Annotated in this window: 16 protein-coding genes and 2 pseudogenes; 1 reads left to right on the top strand and 17 read right to left on the bottom strand. The window is 40.7% G+C overall.

Annotated features, from left to right (window positions below; genetic code table 11):
- The 15 genes and pseudogenes from AVJ19_RS17065 to ndhC form a co-directional block, all read right to left on the bottom strand.
- A pseudogene (locus AVJ19_RS17065) lies at positions 1–434 on the bottom strand (hypothetical protein); the annotation flags it as partial.
- A gap of 95 nt (positions 435–529) precedes the next feature.
- A complete protein-coding gene (gene upp, locus AVJ19_RS17070) occupies positions 530–1,165 on the bottom strand; it encodes a uracil phosphoribosyltransferase (RefSeq protein ID WP_111860834.1) in 636 nt (211 codons plus the stop codon).
- Between the two features lie 121 nt (positions 1,166–1,286).
- Positions 1,287–2,783 carry an NADH-quinone oxidoreductase subunit NuoN gene (gene nuoN, locus AVJ19_RS17075; RefSeq protein WP_111860835.1) on the bottom strand — a complete coding sequence of 499 codons (1,497 nt, stop codon included), beginning with the start codon at positions 2,781–2,783 and terminating at the stop codon, positions 1,287–1,289.
- Between the two features lie 2 nt (positions 2,784–2,785).
- Positions 2,786–4,393, bottom strand: coding sequence for an NADH-quinone oxidoreductase subunit M (gene nuoM / locus AVJ19_RS17080; RefSeq protein ID WP_111860836.1), 1,608 nt, complete (start codon positions 4,391–4,393; stop codon positions 2,786–2,788).
- Between the two features lies 1 nt (position 4,394).
- The gene (nuoL, locus tag AVJ19_RS17085) at positions 4,395–6,287 is read right to left on the bottom strand and encodes an NADH-quinone oxidoreductase subunit L (protein ID WP_111860837.1); all 1,893 of its coding nucleotides are present in this window, start codon (positions 6,285–6,287) and stop codon (positions 4,395–4,397) included.
- Positions 6,284–6,592, bottom strand: a complete 309-nt coding sequence (gene nuoK, locus AVJ19_RS17090) for an NADH-quinone oxidoreductase subunit NuoK (RefSeq protein ID WP_111860838.1) — start codon at positions 6,590–6,592, stop codon at positions 6,284–6,286. Before nuoK ends, nuoL begins: the two co-directional genes overlap by 4 nt.
- The gene (nuoJ, locus tag AVJ19_RS17095) at positions 6,592–7,110 is read right to left on the bottom strand and encodes an NADH-quinone oxidoreductase subunit J (RefSeq protein ID WP_171334239.1); all 519 of its coding nucleotides are present in this window, start codon (positions 7,108–7,110) and stop codon (positions 6,592–6,594) included. Before nuoJ ends, nuoK begins: the two co-directional genes overlap by 1 nt.
- On the bottom strand, positions 7,110–7,652 hold the full coding sequence (gene nuoI, locus AVJ19_RS17100) for an NADH-quinone oxidoreductase subunit NuoI (RefSeq protein WP_111860840.1): 543 nt from the start codon (positions 7,650–7,652) through the stop codon (positions 7,110–7,112). Before nuoI ends, nuoJ begins: the two co-directional genes overlap by 1 nt.
- Before the next feature lie 18 nt (positions 7,653–7,670).
- Positions 7,671–8,684: an NADH-quinone oxidoreductase subunit NuoH gene (gene nuoH, locus AVJ19_RS17105; protein WP_111860841.1), complete on the bottom strand. Its 1,014-nt coding sequence runs from the start codon at positions 8,682–8,684 to the stop codon at positions 7,671–7,673.
- Positions 8,685–8,686: 2 nt separating this feature from the next.
- Entirely contained in the window at positions 8,687–11,371 is a 2,685-nt protein-coding gene (gene nuoG, locus AVJ19_RS17110; RefSeq protein WP_111860842.1) for an NADH-quinone oxidoreductase subunit NuoG, read from the bottom strand.
- A gap of 11 nt (positions 11,372–11,382) precedes the next feature.
- Positions 11,383–12,714 carry an NADH-quinone oxidoreductase subunit NuoF gene (gene nuoF / locus AVJ19_RS17115; RefSeq protein ID WP_068974056.1) on the bottom strand — a complete coding sequence of 444 codons (1,332 nt, stop codon included), beginning with the start codon at positions 12,712–12,714 and terminating at the stop codon, positions 11,383–11,385.
- Complete coding sequence (gene nuoE, locus AVJ19_RS17120; protein ID WP_068974057.1) at positions 12,711–13,220, bottom strand: NADH-quinone oxidoreductase subunit NuoE; 510 nt, start codon at positions 13,218–13,220, stop codon at positions 12,711–12,713. Before nuoE ends, nuoF begins: the two co-directional genes overlap by 4 nt.
- Before the next feature lie 12 nt (positions 13,221–13,232).
- Complete coding sequence (gene nuoC / locus AVJ19_RS17125) at positions 13,233–15,020, bottom strand: NADH-quinone oxidoreductase subunit C/D (protein ID WP_111860843.1); 1,788 nt, start codon at positions 15,018–15,020, stop codon at positions 13,233–13,235.
- An 86-nt stretch (positions 15,021–15,106) separates the two neighbouring features.
- On the bottom strand, positions 15,107–15,784 hold the full coding sequence (locus tag AVJ19_RS17130; RefSeq protein ID WP_111860844.1) for a NuoB/complex I 20 kDa subunit family protein: 678 nt from the start codon (positions 15,782–15,784) through the stop codon (positions 15,107–15,109).
- A 7-nt stretch (positions 15,785–15,791) separates the two neighbouring features.
- Positions 15,792–16,340: an NADH-quinone oxidoreductase subunit A gene (ndhC, locus tag AVJ19_RS17135; protein ID WP_111860845.1), complete on the bottom strand. Its 549-nt coding sequence runs from the start codon at positions 16,338–16,340 to the stop codon at positions 15,792–15,794.
- 745 nt (positions 16,341–17,085) lie between these two features.
- Here ndhC and AVJ19_RS17140 point away from each other — a divergent pair.
- Positions 17,086–17,442, top strand: a complete 357-nt coding sequence (locus AVJ19_RS17140) for a hypothetical protein (RefSeq protein ID WP_111860846.1) — start codon at positions 17,086–17,088, stop codon at positions 17,440–17,442.
- Between the two features lie 49 nt (positions 17,443–17,491).
- Here the strand turns inward: AVJ19_RS17140 and bfmS are convergent, their stop codons facing one another.
- Both bfmS and bfmR read right to left on the bottom strand, forming a co-directional pair.
- Positions 17,492–19,147, bottom strand: coding sequence for a sensor histidine kinase BfmS (gene bfmS / locus AVJ19_RS17145; RefSeq protein ID WP_111860847.1), 1,656 nt, complete (start codon positions 19,145–19,147; stop codon positions 17,492–17,494).
- A 45-nt stretch (positions 19,148–19,192) separates the two neighbouring features.
- Positions 19,193–19,910: pseudogene (bfmR, locus tag AVJ19_RS17150) on the bottom strand (response regulator transcription factor BfmR).
- Between the last annotated feature and the right edge of the window lie 420 nt (positions 19,911–20,330).

The raw sequence follows: 20,330 nt of genomic DNA on the forward strand, positions 1-20,330 counted from the left end.
ACATGGCTTTCAACAGCTTCAACAGCTTCAACAGCTTCAACAGCTTCAACAGCTTCAACAGCTTCAACAGCTTCAACAGCTTCAACAGCTTCAACAGTAGTATCAGTTCTATTACTTTCATTTAACAATCGTAATCTAGCTAAAGCAGATTTTCGACTCAAACGTTTAGACTGAGCATTATTATCTTCCATCAGTTGAGATGTATAAGGATCTATTTCACGTTGTACTCTTTGCGCTGCATTTTTAATGTCTAAGCGTACAATACAGTTTGCTTTTAATTGGTCAGCATTTTCAACAACTAGACATTTTATTCGTTCATTTAACTGAGGCTGTATATCCGAGTTTGGAAAGTCAGATAAATAAAAATGAATGATACGCTGATCCTGAACCAGTTCAATACAACCGATTTTCTTTGCGACATCATACTGAACCACTATCCCCTTATAAAACATAAGTCAATTCTCTAATTTTTATAATAATTTCCAACAAAAAAGGAAGCTCGTAAGCTTCCTCTTTATAGTACTAAATTTTAGTCTTTTTGCACACTACCAAAAATTTTATCACCGGCATCACCTAGACCTGGCACGATATAACCATTTTCATTTAAACCTTCATCTATTGAAGCAGTAAAAATCGTCACATCAGGATGTGCTTCTTCAACTCGTTTAATCCCTTCAGGTGCAGCAACCAATACCATCACACGAATATCTTTACAACCACTCGCTTTGAGCACGTCGATTGCTGCGACTAATGATGAACCTGTTGCCAACATTGGATCAATGATCATCGCTAAACGGTTTTGAACGTCAGGTACTAATTTTTTATAATATGTACGCGCTTCAAGCGTTTCTTCATCACGCTCCAAACCTAGTACAGAAACTTTTGCGCTTGGAATCAGATTCAGAAAACCATCTAACATGCCAATCCCTGCACGTAAAATCGGTACTACAGTAATCTTTTTACCAACAATACGATCTACAGTCACTTTACCATTCCAACCATCAATTTCATGGTCACATACAGGTAGGTCTTTAGTTGCTTCGTATGTCAAAAGCATGGTTACTTCTTGAGCTAATTCACGAAAATTCTTGGTACTAATATCAGCACGGCGTAATAAACCTAATTTATGACGAATAAGCGGATGACGAATTTCTTGAATGGGCACGGGAGAACACCTAAAAGGATAAAAGTAAATTTCCACTATTATAAATGTTTTTTATATAAGATATAAGAAAAGCCCTCAGTGTTTGAGGGCTTTTTTTGTTAAAACAAATCGTTTTTATGGATTATTGCTGTTGACTCAACATCATATGAATCGGTGATAAAATTTCAGATTTAAGCGCTAAGTCAATTAATGGGTCTGGATAAACACCAATAATCAAGACCAAAGCAGCTGCACCTAAAACCATGAGACCACCCACTTTTTGTCCCCAATGATCAACTGCATCAATACGAGGATTTTCAGGTGGTGTCATATACATCACAACCATCACACGTAAATAGTAATACAAACCAATACCACTACCCACAATAATCATAGCAGCTAAGAACCAATGTTGTGCTGTTACAGCAGACATCACCACAAGGAACTTACCAATGAAGCCCGCTGTTAGTGGAATACCTGCAAGAGACAACATCATCACAGTTAAAGTTGCAGTCAACACTGGACGGCGCCAGAACAAACCACGATAGTCCGCAAGTGATTCAGCTTCATCAACATTGTTATATGGGCTAGACATTAACGCAACAGCGCCAAAAGCACCAATTGTGGTTAATGTATAAGTCGCAATATAAACCGTTACACTACCTAAGCTTGCATAAGTTGTGCTTACCAAAGCAATCAATAAATAACCAAAATGTGCAATCGAAGAATAACCTAAAATACGTTTTAAGTTGACTTGACGTACAGCAAGAAAGTTACCTACCAAGATTGAAAGCACAGCAATCACAGTAATGATCGTTACAATTGATGGTACTAAGATTGCACCTGAAGTCAAAATGTAACGTACCAATAAACCAATCGTTGCCACTTTTGCCACAGTTGCCAAGAATGTTGCGATTGGCGCAGGTGCACCTTGATAAACATCAGGTGTCCATTTGTGGAATGGTGCAAGAGAAAGCTTAAAGCCGATTGCAAAGATGATTAGACCTAAACCTAAGACCACCATTGGCTGTTGAATCGCTTGGAACAATGCAGGCACAGCATCATAGAATGACAATGAACCTGTATATGCATAGATATATGCCATACCCATCAACAACATTGCCGACGCAGTTGCAGAAAGAACTAAATATTTAATCCCTGCTTCTAACGATTTTGCACGTTGATGTGTATATGCCACCAAACCATACATTGGAATCGACATTAATTCTAAGCTGATAAAGAATGATGCAAAGTGTGAACTTGCTACCATTAACATTGCCCCTGCAACAGAGATCAACATTAAGATATATAGTTCTTCACGATGGTCTTTATAAGTTTCGATATATGCATGTGACAAAGTACAGCAAGCCAAAGCAGCCACGATTGCCAACAATTGATAGAACAATGTAAATGGATCAACCATAAACATATTCATCACATTTGATGGTGCAAACTCACCACCAAACATCATGATAATCAAATAAAGTGCCGCAAGGTTTAAACCAACCACCGAAGCTGTTGCAATCAAATTATGATTACGTTTGATTGCAGTCAAGATCATCACCACGATTGCCGTCAAAGCGACAATCATGACAGGTGCCAAAGGCATGAGATCCGAAAATGACATTGTAAAATTCATGACTATTGGATCCCCGCATTTTGTTGAGAAACAACTTGAGGTATTGCTTCAACGGCTTCTTGAACAGGAATATAGCTATTTGCAATCCACGCCATGCTAGAGTTTGAAACATCTAAGAATGTTTGTGGGTGCATACCTAACCATACCAAACCGATTACACAGATCATTAAAAGACCAATTTCACGTGCACTAAGATCTTTTAACGGTGTTGTATAATGCTGTTTTTGTGCTTCATTTGGTGTACCAAATAATGCTTTGTGGATCAGGATTAAACCATATAGACCCGCAAACACTAAACTGATCGCAGCAATGATGGTAAATGTAGGGAACTTAGCGAATGATCCCATAAGAATCAAGAATTCACCAATAAAGTTACCTAAACCTGGAATACCAACCAAAGCAGCAATAAAGAACATTAAGAAGAATGATAAATATGGAAGTTGACCACGAATACCACCCATCAAACGTAAATCACGTGTATGTAAACGTTCATACACTTGACCACACATAATAAACAATGCAGCAGAAGATAAACCATGTGCCAACATCATGATCATCAGACCTTGGAAGGTCAAAATATTACCTGCATAAAGTGCAAGTAATACGAAGCCCATGTGTGAAATAGATGTGTACGCAAGTAAGCGTTTCATATCTGTTTGTTGGAATGCACACCAAGCACCGTAGAAGATACCAATTAAACCAAGAATGATTGCGATATCCGCAAATTGTGCTGACGCTGCTGGGAAGAACGGAATCACAAAACGTAATAAACCGTAAGCCGCAGTTTTAATCAAGATACCTGCTAAGTCTACAGAACCTGCTGTAGGTGCTTGTGCATGAGCATCTGGTAACCAACCATGTAATGGGAAAACAGGAAGTTTTACCGCAAAACCAATAAAGAAACAGATCATCAACGCATAAGCAATATGTGGTGCTTGTGCATCTAAAGTACGAGCAACAGCCATCAAGTAATAATAGTTGAAGCTGATATTACCAGACATCATGTAGCCATAGATCACCAGACCTAGGATACCGACAAGCATGATCAAACCCGCAACTTGCGTATAGATGAAGAACTTGGTTGCAGCATATACACGTGATTTACCCTCTGCACCTTTATGACCCCAAAGTGCGATCAAGAAGTAAATTGGTACAAGCATCATCTCCCAGAAGAAGAAGAACAAGAATAAATCAATAGCAAGGAATACACCGATGACTCCCCCCAAAGACCATAAAAGGTTTAAATGGAAGAAACCAACATTCTTTTGAATCTCACCCCATGAACAACCTACTGCAAGTACACCCAGTAATGCAGTCAAGCCCACCATCAAAAGTGAAAGACCATCTATCGCTAAATGGATATTAATCCCTAAAGATTTAATCCATTGAACTTCAAATTGTGCTGCCCAAGCTGGAACTTGTTGTCCCAACTCGTATGTAAAACCACCTTGACTCCAAAGCACACCTGTTAAGCCCAAAGTAATGAGCATCCCCACAAGTGCGATATAACGAGGCAAATGATCATCGAGCTTATCAACTAACCAGCAAATAAAACCTGCAATGAAAGGTACAAGAATTAATGCGGGTAAAATCCAGTTATTTGCTTCCATCTTATTTCCCCACTACCTGAATCACGATCAAGATCATCAGCAATACCACTACACCGAGTGACATACTTGATGCATATTCACGTAATGAACCTGTTTGACGGGTACTTGTAAACTTATTACCACCTTTCACAATCGCAGGTAACATCAGCCATAAACCATCAATTGGGTCACGACCTAAGATTTTTGCAATCAATAAATAAGGTTGAACAAATACAATGTTGTATAACGAATCAAAACCAAATGCGTTACGGCAAATATTCGCAAGACCTGTACCAAATGAAGTTGCAGCAAAGCCTTTCACTGCTTGATAAGCGAATGCAAACAACACCACACCTACTGCTAAACCTGCAAGAGCGATACCCACTGCTGTATATTCAGCAGAATGCATACCATGCATCAGTTCTTCAGTTGGCACATCAAATACAGGAATTTGTGCAGCAGTCAGCGCTTTTTCTACTGGTGCTTTAAGGAAATAAGCTAAACCTGTAGAAAGTACAGCAAGAATACCTAAAGGTAACCAATAAGTTGCACCTTTGATTTCGTGATAAGGCGTGTTTTCTTTGCCGAAGAATACAACCCAAATTAAACGGAATGTATAAATCGAAGTTAAGAATGCACCAGCTACACCCACCCAGTATAACCAACCGAATGCTGCATTTGCTTGACCTTGTACCCAAACTGCACCCAAGATCGCATCTTTAGAGAAGAAGCCGATCGTCACAAATGGAATCGCAGCAAGCGCACCACCACCGATGGCGAAACATGCAAACAAGAATTTGTTTTTGTAGAACAAACCACCCATTTTGAAAATGTTTTGTTCGTGATGATAAGCCAAGATCACTGCACCAGAAGACAAGAATAATAATGCCTTGAAGAATGCGTGAGAAAGCATGTGGAACAGACCTGCTTGGTATGCTTCTGCACCCACAGCCATAAACATATAACCGAGCTGACTCATGGTTGAGTAAGCCAAAATACGTTTGATGTCGGTTTGAACCAATGCTGCAAAACCAGCAACCAATAAAGTTACCGCACCTGTAATCGCAATAAATTGCATAATTTCAGGTGTCATTTCAAACACAGTGAACATACGGCAGCACAGATAAACACCCGCTGTTACCATTGTTGCAGCGTGGATCAATGCAGATACTGGTGTAGGACCAGCCATCGCATCTGCCAACCATGTTTGTAATGGGATTTGTGCAGATTTACCCGCAGCACCTAAGAACAACATCAGTGAAGTCCACAGTGCTAAATTATGGTCAAGCGCTAAAACTTGTGAAGCATTGGCAACGATTGTACCGATGTGCAATGTACCGAACTGTTGATACAGCAAGAACATCGCAATGAGTAAGAAAATATCACCCACACGTGTTACGGTAAATGCTTTGATTGCAGCCAAACCATTTGATGGATTTTGGTAGTAATAACCAATGAGTAGATAAGAACACAGACCTACACCTTCCCAACCTAAGAATAACAACGCTAAGTTGTCACCCAACACAAGCACGAGCATGCTTGCCACGAACAAGTTGAAATAAGAGAAGAAACGTGCAAAATCTTCTTCACCACGCATATACCATGTTGCGAAAATGTGAATCAGAAAACCGACACCTGTGATCATACCCATCATGAGCAATGACAAGCCATCTAAGCTTAGTGTAACACCTGGTGCAAAGCCACCAACGTTAAACCATGTCCACAAGTGTTGAACAAAAACTGTCTCACCACTGTTAATAAATGCCATTCCGCTGATCAACGCAAATAGTGCTGAAAGACCAACTGAACCTGCACCAATAATCGCAGCGACATTTTCAGGAAGTTTATTACGTCCTGCTGCTAAAAGGATAAAACCAATCAGCGGAAATAAAATCGTTAAATATAAAGTACTCATCCGCGCATCTCACTAGCAGCATCTACATCCAAGTGATGGAAGCGATGATAGAACTGAAGGACGATGGCAAGACCGATACACGCCTCTGCCGCAGCAAGAGTCAAAATTAAGATAAACATAATTTGACCGTCTGGTTGTACCCATGCACTACCAGCCACAACAAATGCCAATGCAGCAGCATTCATCATGATCTCAAGACTCATTAACATAAATAAAATATTGCGTCGTACCATCACACCGTAAAAACCCAGTGCAAACAGGATAGATGCAACGATTAAACCATGCTCTAAAGGGATATTGCCCATTATTGTTTACCCTCTTCTGCACTTGGTTCACGTTTGCCTAAGTGGAATGCTGCAACCAATGCTGCAAGCAATAACATTGCGGCTACTTCAACCAATAATAAGTAGTGTGTAAAGAGTGCTTGACCAACTTCTTTAGGACCGACCATTTTCGCACCTAAAACATGTTGTGTTTGTGTATAGTCTGAACCTAACATCCAAACCAAACACAAACCCATCAAGAAACTCATCAATGCTGGATAAGCCCAAGCATCAGAAGTCAACCATTTACGTTCTTGATCAACGGTATGTTGACCAAGATTGAGCATCATCACCACGAAGACGAACAACACCATGATCGCACCTGCATAGACAATAATTTCTAATGCGGCAGCAAATGGTGCACCAATGGTTAAGAAAATACCTGCAACCGCAAGCAGTGACACGATTAAGCTTAAAAGTGCATGTACAGGATTCGCATTAGTCACAACACGAACTGTAGAAACAATGGCCACGAGAGCCATTAAATAAAATGGCCACATCATGGTAATAAGCTCCGTACGTCAACAGGTGCGCTTTCACGTTGCGCTTGACCTTTTTCTTTACCGTCAATTGCCATACCCGTTACACGATAGAAGTTGTAATCTGGGTATTTACCAGGACCTGAAATGAGTAAGTTTTCTTTCTCATAAACAAGGTCTTGACGCACATATTCACCCAACTCAAAGTCTGGTGTTAACTGAATTGCAGTTGTTGGACACGCTTCTTCACACATCCCACAGAAAATACAACGTGAGAAGTTGATGCGGAAAAATTCTGGATACCAACGTCCATCTTCTTTTTCAGCTTTCTGTAATGAGATACAGCCAACAGGACATGCAACAGCACACAAGTTACACGCAACACAGCGCTCTTCGCCATCTGGGTCACGTGTTAATACGATACGACCACGGTAGCGTGGAGGTACGATCTGCTCGGCTGGAACTTCAGGATATAAAATCGTATCACGTGGACGAGTGGCATGGCTGAACACCATCCACAACGAACGAACGATTGATCCTACTCCAGCTAGAATTTTATACATTTTGTACTCCCTGCTGTCCTAGGCTTGACTCATCAGAATCACAGCACCAGTCACCAAAAGGTTAACCAATGCAAGTGGTAAACATACTTTCCAACCAAAGTTCATCACTTGGTCATAACGAGGACGCATTAACGAACCACGCGCCAAGACAAACATCATCACAAAGAATGCTGTTTTGATAATGAACCAGAACGCATCTGGAATGAATGGAATGTTTAAGTTAAATGGCGCTAACCAACCACCAAAGAATAAAGTCACGATCAATGCAGAAATTAAGATGATATTGACGTATTCAGCAACGAAGAACATCCCCCATTTCATACCACCGTATTCTACGTGGTAACCTTCAGCCAATTCTTGTTCAGCTTCTGGTTGGTCAAATGGATGACGATGCGTCACTGCAACACCAGCCACCACGAAGATCATGAAACCGATAAATTGTGGAATAACAAACCATACATCACGTTGTGCTTCTACGATTTCACGTAAGTTGAATGAGCCTGCAATTGCGACTACACCCATCAATGAAATACCCAAGAACACTTCATAAGAAATGGTTTGTGCAGCAGAACGTAAACCACCGAGTAATGCATATTTATTATTTGATGACCAACCACCGAATAACACGGCATACACTGCGATCCCTGCCATTGCCATAAAGAACAATAAGCCAATGCTCATGTCTGCAACACCTAAGTAAGGTGAAACAGGAATAACCATGAACGAAAGTACCGCAGTTGCCATTGCAACTGCTGGTGCTAAACGGAAAGTCAATTTATCTACAAACTTCGGTGTCCAGTCTTCTTTGAACATGATTTTCAACATGTCGGCAACGATCTGGAACATACCGCCCGGACCTACACGGTTCGGACCGTAACGGTCTTGCCATAAACCCAGCAAACGACGTTCAATGAACGACATCAATGCTGCAAGCAAAACCACAACCAACAAGATCACAATGGCTTGAATCACGCTATATGCAATTGGCCAATCTTGTGCCCATGTCGGTAGGGCGCGTAAAGATTCATTCATGATTACACTCCTACCGCTACAGATACAGGTTCAGCGAGTGAAACTGTAGGCGCTTGACCTACTGGATAACCGATATAGCCTGTAGGTAAATATTCAATCACTTGCACTGGCAAACTAATTGAAGTTTCGCCTGCTTTAATTGTGATGTTTTGACCATCTTGAACATTTAAACGTGCAGCATCTTGCTCACCGACTGCAAAAGCAGCAGTTGGAATACGAGACTCCATTGCAGGTGTTTTCACCGTGAATTCACCAGAAGCAAAAATGTGATGCATTGGTACAAGGCGGAAGCTGTCTGGGTTTGCCACAACTGCTGTTGGTGCAACATAGCTACGTGCAGGACGTTTTGCTAAACGATCAAATAAACGAACGCCTGAATCACCACCTTTTAAGTGACCACCCACTTCGTCTTGGTATTTGTTCCAAGATTGTGGAGAGTTCCAACCAGGTGCCCATGCAAATGGTACCAATGCTGCAGGTGTTTGATTCCCTACATAACCTTCCATAGAGAATGTTAATGCAGAATCTTTATCGACAGGTTGTTTTGGCTCATGTACGTTTAATGGCGCACGAATCGCGGTACGACCTGAATAACGACGTGGTTCACGCGCAATTTTTAAGCCATGAACACGGTAGCCCGCATCTGGTGCAACATCTTGAATCGCTTCAAGTACAGGTACATTCTTCACAACGCTTTCGATTACGTCATCAAGCAATGTCCAAGAAATCGCTTTGCCTTTCACGCCAGTTTCAATGGCATGTAACCAACGCCAAGATTCTTTAATCGCAAGTTCTGGTTTGTAGTAACTTGGGTCATAAACTTGGTAGAAACGTTGCGCACGACCTTCTTGAGAAACAACCGTACCATCGCCTTCAGCAAAACTTGCAGCAGATAAGACAACATTCGCAGCTTTTACTGTTTCAGTTTCTGAATGATCAAGAACAATCACACTTTGCGCTTTAGCAAAAGCAGCTTGTACTTGAGTTGCAGGTAAACGGCGGAACAAATCATTTTCAACCACAATGATTGAATCATAATCTTGTGCAAAAGCTTGTTCTAAGCTTAAACCACCAAACAATGCCAAGCCCATTGAGTTCACTTCAGGCACAGTTAATGTCAAGCCTGCATTTTCACCAAGGTTTTGTGCAACTTGTGCAGCCGCTTCCATGATTGCAGGATCTTGTAAACTTGTACCAGAGATAACCAATGGTTTTTTCGCAGCTTTCAAAGTATCGGCAATGGTTTGTGCAAATGCTTTCGCATCATCATCTAAACCAAGAATCGCTTCGCCTTTCACGCCCGCAGCAATTGCAAAACCTAAACGTGCAATATCGTTTGGAGATGCAACAACTTCACCCGCAGCAACATCGGCTAAACGAGTCTGAGTTGCAGCTAAGATGTAAATTGGAGAATTTTCATCTTGACCAATACGTTTAACTGGTTCAGCTAACCAATCTTGAGTACGACGGTCTGCAGCCATTTGTTTTGCTTTGTTTTTCGCAGCTTGGCGAACAGACAATGCCATACGTGGTGCAGTTTGCGTTAAGTCTTCACCTAAGATCAACACAGCATCATAGCTTTCAATTTCACGCATGCCAGGGTTATAAACACCTTCGGTTTGCATGATTGAAGCAGCCAATTCAACAAGATTTTGTTCTTTCTGAGAAAGACCTGTTGAGTAGTTCTCTTGACCAACTAACTCACGTAGTGCGTAGTTAGATTCAAGTGATGCACGCGGCGAACCAATACCCAAGACTTTTTTGCCTTGAACATTTGCAATCACCGTATCCAATGCTGTATCAACTGAAACAATTTCTACAGAAGCACCTTTACGGAATTGTGGCTGACGTGGACGATCTTCACGGTTCACATAACCAGTACCGAAACGACCTTTATCGCAAAGGAAGTATTGGTTCACTTCACCATTGAAACGGTTTTCTACACGACGTAATTCACCATAACGCTCACCCGGTGAAATGTTACAACCTGAAGAACAGCCTTGGCATACGCTTGGCGCATACTGCATGTCCCATTTACGGTTATAACGTGCTGAGTGAGTTTTGTCCGTGAATACACCTGTAGGACATACTTCAGTTAAATTACCCGAGAATTCAGACTCTAAAGTACCTGATTCCGGACGACCGAAGTAAACACGTGATGCGTTGGCATATACACCAAAATCTGTACCACCCGCATAGTCGTTATAGTAACGAACACAACGATAACACGCGATACAACGGTTCATTTCATGTGCAATGAAAGAACCTAACTCTTGGTTATGATGTGTACGCTTGGTAAAACGATAGCGGCGACGATCGTGTTGTGTCATCACCGTCATATCTTGTAAATGACAATGACCACCTTCTTCACAGACTGGACAGTCATGTGGGTGGTTGGTCATTAAGAATTCCACGATAGATTCACGAAAATCCTTTGCTTCTTTATCTTCAATCGAGATATAGGTATTGTCAGATGCAGGCGTCATACATGACATGACTAAACGACCACGAGTATCCTCAGGGTTCGCATATTGAGTCACAGCACATTGACGGCAAGAACCGACAGAACCTAAAGCTGGATGCCAACAAAAATATGGGATGTCGATGCCGAGACTCAAACATGCTTGTAGCAAGTTTTCCGAGCCATTGACTTCATACGATTTTCCATCGACATGAATTGTAGCCATAGTCGAATTCCTTAAACTTGTTCTACGTTGCTTGCTTGCGCTACAGGACGATCTGTCACTTTAGCTTCAAACTCGCTACGGAAATATTTGAGCGCACCCATCAATGGTTCCATCGCACCCGGTGCATGAGCACAGAATGTTTTACCAATCCACAACTTACGAGTAAGCTCTTGAAGATGTTGAATGTCTTCCATCTTCCCTTCGCCATTCTCAATTGCTTTTAGTGCTTTTACAGCCCAAGGTAAACCATCACGGCATGGTGTACAGAATCCACATGATTCACGTGCAAAGAATTCTTCTAAGTTACGGGTAGCAGAAACCATACATTGGGTTTCGTCCACAACCATAAGCAAACATGTACCTAAACGTGAACCTGCTTTCATGATGCTTTCAGCATCCATCGGCAAATCAATATGTTCAGCTGCAAGGAAGTCTGTAGATGCACCACCTGGTAACCAAGCTTTTAGTTTTAAACCATCACGCATACCGCCTGCGTAGTCTTCGATGACTTCACGCGCAGTTGTACCGAATGGTAATTCCCAAAGACCAGGGAATTTAACTTTACCTGATGCACCAAAAATTTTGGTACCTGGATCTTTTGATTTACCTTGAGATAAACCAACATACCACTCAGCACCACGTAACATGATTGCGGGTAAGTTGTTATAGGTTTCTACGTTATTGACAATCGTAGGACGACCCCATGCACCTGCAACTTGCGGGAATGGTGGTTTAGTACGTGGATTTGCACGACGACCTTCAAGCGAGTTAATCAATGCAGTTTCTTCACCACAGATATAACGACCCGCGCCAGTATGGACGTGTAAATCAAAGCTCCATCCTGAATCAAGGATGTTATCGCCCAAATAACCTTTGGCACGAATTTGTTCTAAAGCTTCGTTTAAGTAGCCAGCAGCTTCGATGTATTCACCACGAATGAAGATATAGCCTTGTGTAGCTTCAAGGGTATAACCTGCAATCAACATCCCTTCGATTAATTGATGTGGAAGTTTTTCCATCAACAAACGGTCTTTGAATGTACCTGGTTCCATTTCATCGGCATTACAGATCAGGTAACGAGGACCACCATCATTTGGTGCCATCAATGACCATTTAATCCCTGCTGGGAAACCTGCACCACCACGACCTTTTACAGTCGCTGCTTTGATTACATCTAACACTTCAGCAGGTTTCATGCCCAATGCTTTTTTAAAGCCAGCATAACCTTCAAGTGCTTCGTAATCGTCCGCGCTGCGAACGAATTCCTGTTTACTCAAACGCCATGTGAGTGGGTGAGTTTCAGGATTTCCTTCGCCATAAATTGGTTTTGGTTCGGTATTCATACATACTTCTCCAATAACTGTTTCACAGAAGTCACTTCAACTAAACCGTGAGTATCTTCATCAATCATTAGGGTTGGACCTTTGTCACAATTCCCTAAACAGCAGATCGGCAATAAAGTAAAACGACCATCAGCTGTCGTTTGACCAAATTGAATACCCAATTCACGTTGGAAAGCTTCCGCTAAAGTTTCCGCACCCATCAAGAAACAAGCAATCGAATCACATAATAAAATTACGTGGCGACCCACAGGCTGACGGTAAATACGGTTATAGAAAGTTGCAACACCTTCCAAGTCCGCAGTTGTAATTGTCAATAATTGAGCAATTGCATGTAACTGCGCATCATCCACCCAACCATTACGGCGTTGTACGCACTTCAACGCATCCAAAGATGCTGCGCGTGGGTATGGATAATGACCAATGTGATGTTCAATTTCATGGATTTCTTCAGCAGTTAAAATCCCTTCAACATTCACACGTGGCTTTTTATCAGTCAAAATCATCATAATGCGTACCCCTTAGCGATCCACGTCAGCCATAACGACATCAATCGTCGCTAAATAAATGATCAAGTCAGATACAAGACTGCCGTTAATCACGGAAGGAATTTGCTGTAAATGCGTGAAAGTTGGTGTACGAATACGGGTACGGTAACTCATCGTTGACTTATCAGAAGTCAAGTAATAGTTAGATGCACCTTTCACAACTTCTGCCATCACTGATGCTTCACCAGCTGGCATTACAGGACCCCATGACACGCTCAAGAAGTGCGTAATCAAAGTTTCAATATCTTGTAAAGTCTTGTCTTTTGGTGGTGGAACTGCCAAAGGATGATCCGCTTTATATGGACCAGACGGCATATTATCCAAACACTGCTTGACGATTTTTAATGATTCTTCGATTTCACGATAGTGAACCATTACACGTGCATACGCATCGCCTTCATACTCTAATGGCACTTCGAAATCATAGTTTTCGTAGCCACTGTATGGACGATATTTACGAACGTCAAAATCAATACCTGTTGCACGTAGACCTGTACCTGTCACACCCCAAGCCAATGCAGATTTTGCATCGTATTGCGCAACATTACGTGTACGACCAATAAATACTGAGTTTTTAAGCGCCGCAGTATGGTATTCCTTCAAACGTTTTGGCATCCATTCGAGAATGTCACGAATCAGTTTTTGCCAGTTATTTGGAAGGTCGTGTGCTGTACCGCCGATACGGAACCACGCTGGGTGCATACGGAAACCTGTGATCGCTTCAATCGCGTCATAGATTTTTTGACGGTCTGCGAACATATAGAATACAGGAGTCATACCACCCGCATCCTGAATCGCTGTACCGATATACAACAAGTGGTTATTGATACGGAACAATTCAGACATCATCACACGGATACATTGTGCACGATCAGGAACAGTGATTCCTGCCATTTGTTCCACACCCATCACATAAGGCATGTTTTGCGCACAACCACCGAGGTAGTCCACACGGTCTGTATACGGAATGAATGAATGCCAAGTTTGACGTTCAGCCATCTTTTCCACACCACGGTGGTGATAACCGATATCAGGCACACAGTCTTTCACTTCTTCACCGTCCAACTGCAAGATCACACGGAACGCACCGTGCGCAGATGGATGGTTAGGACCCAAGTTCAAGAACATGAAGTCTTCGTCGTCATTGCCACGGGTTAGACCCCAATCTTCTGGAACGAAACGAAGGTGTTCTTGTTCGAAATCTTGTTTAGCTTTGTCTTGCATATACGGCGTGTATTCAGTCGCACGTGCAGAGTATTCTTTACGAAGTGGGTGACCTTCCCAATAGGTTGGTAACAAAATACGACGGAGCATCGGATGCCCTTCGAAATTGATCCCGAACATATCGTAAGCTTCACGCTCGTACCAGTTGGCATTCGGCCAAATATTCGTTGCAGTTGGAATGTTAATATCATTTTCATTCAACGCGACTTTGATACGAATATCACTATTGCGCTCTAACGATAACAAATGATAAAACACTGTAAAGTCAGATGCAGGTAATCCATCGCGGTGTGTACGTAAACGCTCATCTACCGCAGACAAGTCAAATAGCATCACGTATGGACGTGATACTGTACGCAAGTACATTAAAACTTCTTGTACACGTGCGCGCTCAACCCAGACCGTTGGAAAATCTTCAAACGTTGGTTGCACGTAAAAGTTCTCACCAAATTTGGTTTTGAGATCTTCTACAATCGCAAATGCTGGGCGTGAATCAACTGGAGTCGATTCTGGCATAGCAATTTCAGTTTCAGCCATTGGCTTGGCTTCCTATTTAATACAAATTCTGTCAAATTTCCCGATGATCATAGCCTTCAGCTATGTCAAACATTCATCAGAAAAAATTACTCAATTTCATCCATAGAGCGTAAGTTTTTCACTGCAATACGTTCAGCATTCTTACGATCACGTTCTGGCATCATCTTTGGCTTATACACAGGCTTAAGATCATCACCAATAACCGCAGAAAGCGGACGGCGCTCTAACTGAATTTGCTCTTGCAATAACATTAATGCTTGGATTAATGCTTCAGGGCGTGGTGGACAACCTGGTACATAAACATCCACAGGAATGATTTTATCCACCCCTTGTACCACTGAATAAATGTCGTACATACCACCAGAGTTTGCACAAGCACCCATTGAGATCACCCATTTAGGTTCAAGCATTTGCTCGTACAAACGCTGAATTACAGGTGCCATTTTTACAAAGCATGTCCCTGCAACGATCATCAAGTCCGCCTGACGTGGTGAAGCACGAATAACTTCAGCACCGAAACGTGACAAATCATGCACACCTGTTAAAGTGGTTGCATATTCAACGTAACAACATGATGTACCAAAGTTAAAAGGCCATAATGAATTTTTACGGCCCCAGTTCACAGCTGTATGCGCCACGTCCTCTAAACGAGTCATGAACACATTTTTATTCACTTCTTCTTCAAGCGGATCTGTCACAATCTGACGATCTTGAAGTGGATATTGATCAGCTTCTGGATTCGCACGGGTTAATGTATATTTCATTCCCGACTCACTCCTTATTCAATGACATAGTCGGTGTTTTTGATTTAACACGACCAGATGATTGCGCTGGAATTGTACCAGTAGGGTCAATCACCAACTCTTCAATCGTATTGAAGCGTGTGATTTCAGCAATATCCATATTTGGTGAACCTATTTTAGCTTTAATTCCTGCTGCCTTACGTTTATCAGAAGGTGACCAATTTAAAGCCCCCGTAGATAACTCATAAACCAAACCAACAAGTAAAACTAAAATAAACACAGCAGCCGCTGCAAACCCTATCCAACCAACTTCACGAACAGAGTTCGCCCATGCATATAGATAAAGTGCTTCCAAATCGAATACGACAAAGAAGATTGCAACCAAATAGAATTTTGCAGATAAGCGGATACGTGCACCACCAGCACCTACCACACCTGATTCAAATTGCTCTTGCTTCGCACGTCCCCATGACTTACCCCCAAGGAGTAAAGGGACTGTGAGCATAAAGACACATAGAAATGTAACGCCGATCACGAAGGCAATGATTGCCCAATCGTATGGAGTAATGGCACTCATGCGGGGATAACTCCTGGCAGGCCTATTATTAACAAAGAATGTATGTATTGGCCTAAAAATACACCAAACACAAAATAAATCTGAGCAATTGTACCCGATTGGTATCATCTCTTGCTAGTTTATAACTATAAGTCTTTCGGATGATTTTTTAGTCTTTTGGGGTATTGACATAGATTTCATACCGATAGCGCACTCAGTAATCGTATTATTAAATTAAAAATGAAAAAATAATAAGTTTTTTCAAACACACTCCTTGCGTTTGTATTTTTCCACTTTAAATCATTTACTTAATTCCGATTAAGTAGACTTTTATATATTTAACTTTGCATGATTTCACAAAGGCATGAAAAAATTATGACGAAAATTCACAAGAAAAATGATTTATATATTTTGTTACATTCTTCAAAAAAACATATTGAAAATTTATTTATTTACTTACAAAATATCCAATAATGAGAATTATTAAAAAATACAAAAATAAATTAACAAAAAACAAATTCATATTATCAAAAAAATTTTCATTATCAAGATTTTCAAACCTCTCTCTTATTTAAACCAACGAATATTGCCTACTTCTCACCTACCTTTGATAAAAAACTTCCACACACATCAACAATTAAAACTTTAAAATTTAATCAAACTTTCATTTTTTATTTTTCAATTAAATAACAAGCAGTAATAAACTTTATACAATTCATCAAGTTGTTCTGTGTATGCTAGAAAATAATAATAAGGAGTACAACATATGAGCATGAACTTTGCACACAAACCCAATTATTTTTTATTTGCTCAATTATTAGTTCGTCATATTGAGGGGTATATCAAAAAACATCCAGATGCCAATGATGCGATCTTTGATTTACGTGATATTTATGAGCTTTTTCGTCAAGATTTAGCTTCAACCACCACAAATTTGGATGGTATTTTAAATATCGCAGATGAATATACTGTTGATACTTTAAATGGTGATCAGAAAATTATCCGTCAATATAAAATTGATGCTGAACAAAATAGCTTATTAATTGATTTTAATAGCGATGCTCTACTCGCTTTACGTGATGGCAAGCCGATCATTCCGCCAGATGCAACCTTGCATCAATAATTTCTTAAATTTATCTTTATCAAAAAAAGCACCGAAATCGGTGCTTTTTTTATGACTTGGTTTCAATCGCCAACGATTGTTTAGTTTTAGGCTTCATTCGCTTTGCAGGCCAAGACATTCTAAAACGTGCACCACCCAATGTTGGGCTTTCATCAACATCAATCGTACCGCCAAACCAATAAGCGATTCGACTAACAATCGATAATCCCAAGCCATAACCACCTGAAGCACGGGTACGACTATCATCTAAACGTGCAAAGGCTTCAAAAATACGTTGACGATCCTCTTCAGGAATACCAGGTCCATCATCTTCTACACAGACATACGCCATGCCTGTTACTGTATCAACACCACCACTGATATTAATTCGGTCATCACAGTAACGAATCGCATTACCCACTAAATTTTGTACAACACGGTGTAGATAACGGCGCTCCGCTTCTACAACAACATCATTTGACAAGGGAACCAGATGAATTTCTTTTTGAGTTTTGAGTGCTTCTGTTTCCACAGCAACCTGATCTAATACATCAATCAACATAATTTTTTCAAAATCAAGTGATGGTGTGCCTTGTTCAAGCTTGGCATAGGTCATGATCTCATCAATCAAAGTGTTTAAAGCCTCGATATCTTTATCAATCATTTCAACTTGTTGTAATCGGTAGTCGTAATCGTCTTCATCTGCAAGCATTTCCATACCAAAACGAATTCGTGCAACAGGTGTACGCAACTCATGAGAAACCGCACGCATTAATTCTCGTTGTGCTTCAATCAAACGCTGAATATGATCTGACATACTGTTATAACTGGTTGCTAATGCCGCCATTTCATCATGCCCCTCAACAGGTACACGTTGTGACATATCCCCTGTTTTCATCACATCCAATGCATTATTCACTTGTTTGAGCTTGCGTTGCATTGGTACGATCAAACCATATACCCCCAAACACAGTAGGAACATACTGAGTAGGGTAATACCCGCAGCAAGTTTAACTGGCATCCAATTAAACATGGGTACAGGACCAATGACTAATGCATCATTTGGAGAGCTTGGTAAGGGTGAAACAATAGAAATGGTTGTACCACGTGCAGTCGCACTATCTCGCCACAAAATCACAGGTTGATCTGAACGCAAACGCCCTAATTGCTCAGGATCAAGATTGAGTTCTGATACCTTTTCAACTGCAACATTATAGTAAAAATGCTCTTGAATTTTTTTCAGATATTCCTGTTCTTGCCCTGGATAGTAAACCAAATAATCCATGATAAAAACAGGTAAAGCTTTCATTTGCCGTTCAGCGAACTGATCAACTTTGATATATAAATAATGTTTTGGATCGTTACGAATTCCCAATACCAAATACGCAATGCCATGTTCTGCATCATAACGAACAACCGCCTTTTGGCTTTCTATACGTTTATTCTCAGTACGAGACAACTCCACTTTACTGGCTTCAACATAATGAATTGGTAACTCTAACAAATCTGATGCATCTGAAATCCAGTCTACTTTTTGCTGCTCAGTTTGTTGGCGTGCCACACCCTCACTGATGACATAGGAAATACCATCAGTTAAAGACTCTCGATATTCTTGCGCACGTTGATAGTTGATAATTTGCACCAGCAAATAACCAAATAATGCCACCAAGACGACAAGAATAACTAATCCTGCGTAAATACGCAGGAATATGCTGTGTTTGGACACGAAAACAACCCTATCAAAAACTAAGTTCTTGAACAGAAAATAGCATTACATCCCATTTGTTTCTTTGACAAATAGGTACCCTTTACTACGTACAGTTTTGATACGTTTTGGATTTTCAGGATCATCACCAATTTTTGGACGAATACGTGAAATACGTACATCAATCGAACGGTCTTGACCATCATATTCAATCCCACGAAGACGTTCAAAAAATATCTTCACGTGACAAAATTCGTCCTGCATTTGATGCCAACAACCATAAAAGATCATATTCCGCACTAGTGAAGTCCACTAATTCACCATTTAGAGTGACTGAACGACCACCATTATCAATCACCAGATCATCAAACTCGATACGCTGTGCTACCTCATCTTCAGGCGCTTTGTCTGTACGGCGCAATAATGCACGGATACGTGCAAGCAATACACGTGGCTGTACAGGTTTCGCAACATAATCATCTGCCCCCATTTCTAAACCAAGCACTTGGTCCATATCTTCGGTACGTGCAGTCAACATCAAAATCGGTTGGTGATAATGTGGGCGAACTTCACGACAAACGGTTAAACCATCTGCACCTGGCAACATCACATCCAATACAACCATATCGGGTTGTTCAGCAATAATACGACGAATCGCACGATTTCCGTCTGGCTCCACCCCAACTTCGAGTCCATTACGGATTAAATATTCTTGAGTTAAACGTGCTAAACGCTCGTCATCTTCAACGATTAAAATTTTTGGTAACTTTTCTTCTTGGCTCATACATTGCCCCTTATTTAATCTGACATCTACGTACAAATCTCGCAGATTCAACACGCTATATTTTGCAATATACACACGTTTACATTGTAAACAAGACCCTATTCACCAAACTGATACATGACAGTAGCATTTTGTTATATTTTATTAACTATTGAATTGTAGATAGTTTTCTTTCATCTAAGTTTAATTTTTCAAACTCATTCTATTTCTCTTTATTCTAAAGCGTATTTTTTATACAAATTATTTCATTGTTCACATTCTGTCTCTTTAATCGTACTGTTTTTAGTTATCCACAAGGTTATCTATAAGCAGCTTTTACAGAGTTTGCTATGCTATGCCCTTGTCTAATAAGGCATATATAACAACTCCACAAGAGACCCTAAATATTGCAATTTTTTTTTCAACCTTTCGAGAAAAAAA

The organism is Acinetobacter sp. CFCC 10889 (assembly GCF_003268395.1).
In the GTDB taxonomy this organism is placed as follows: domain Bacteria; phylum Pseudomonadota; class Gammaproteobacteria; order Pseudomonadales; family Moraxellaceae; genus Acinetobacter.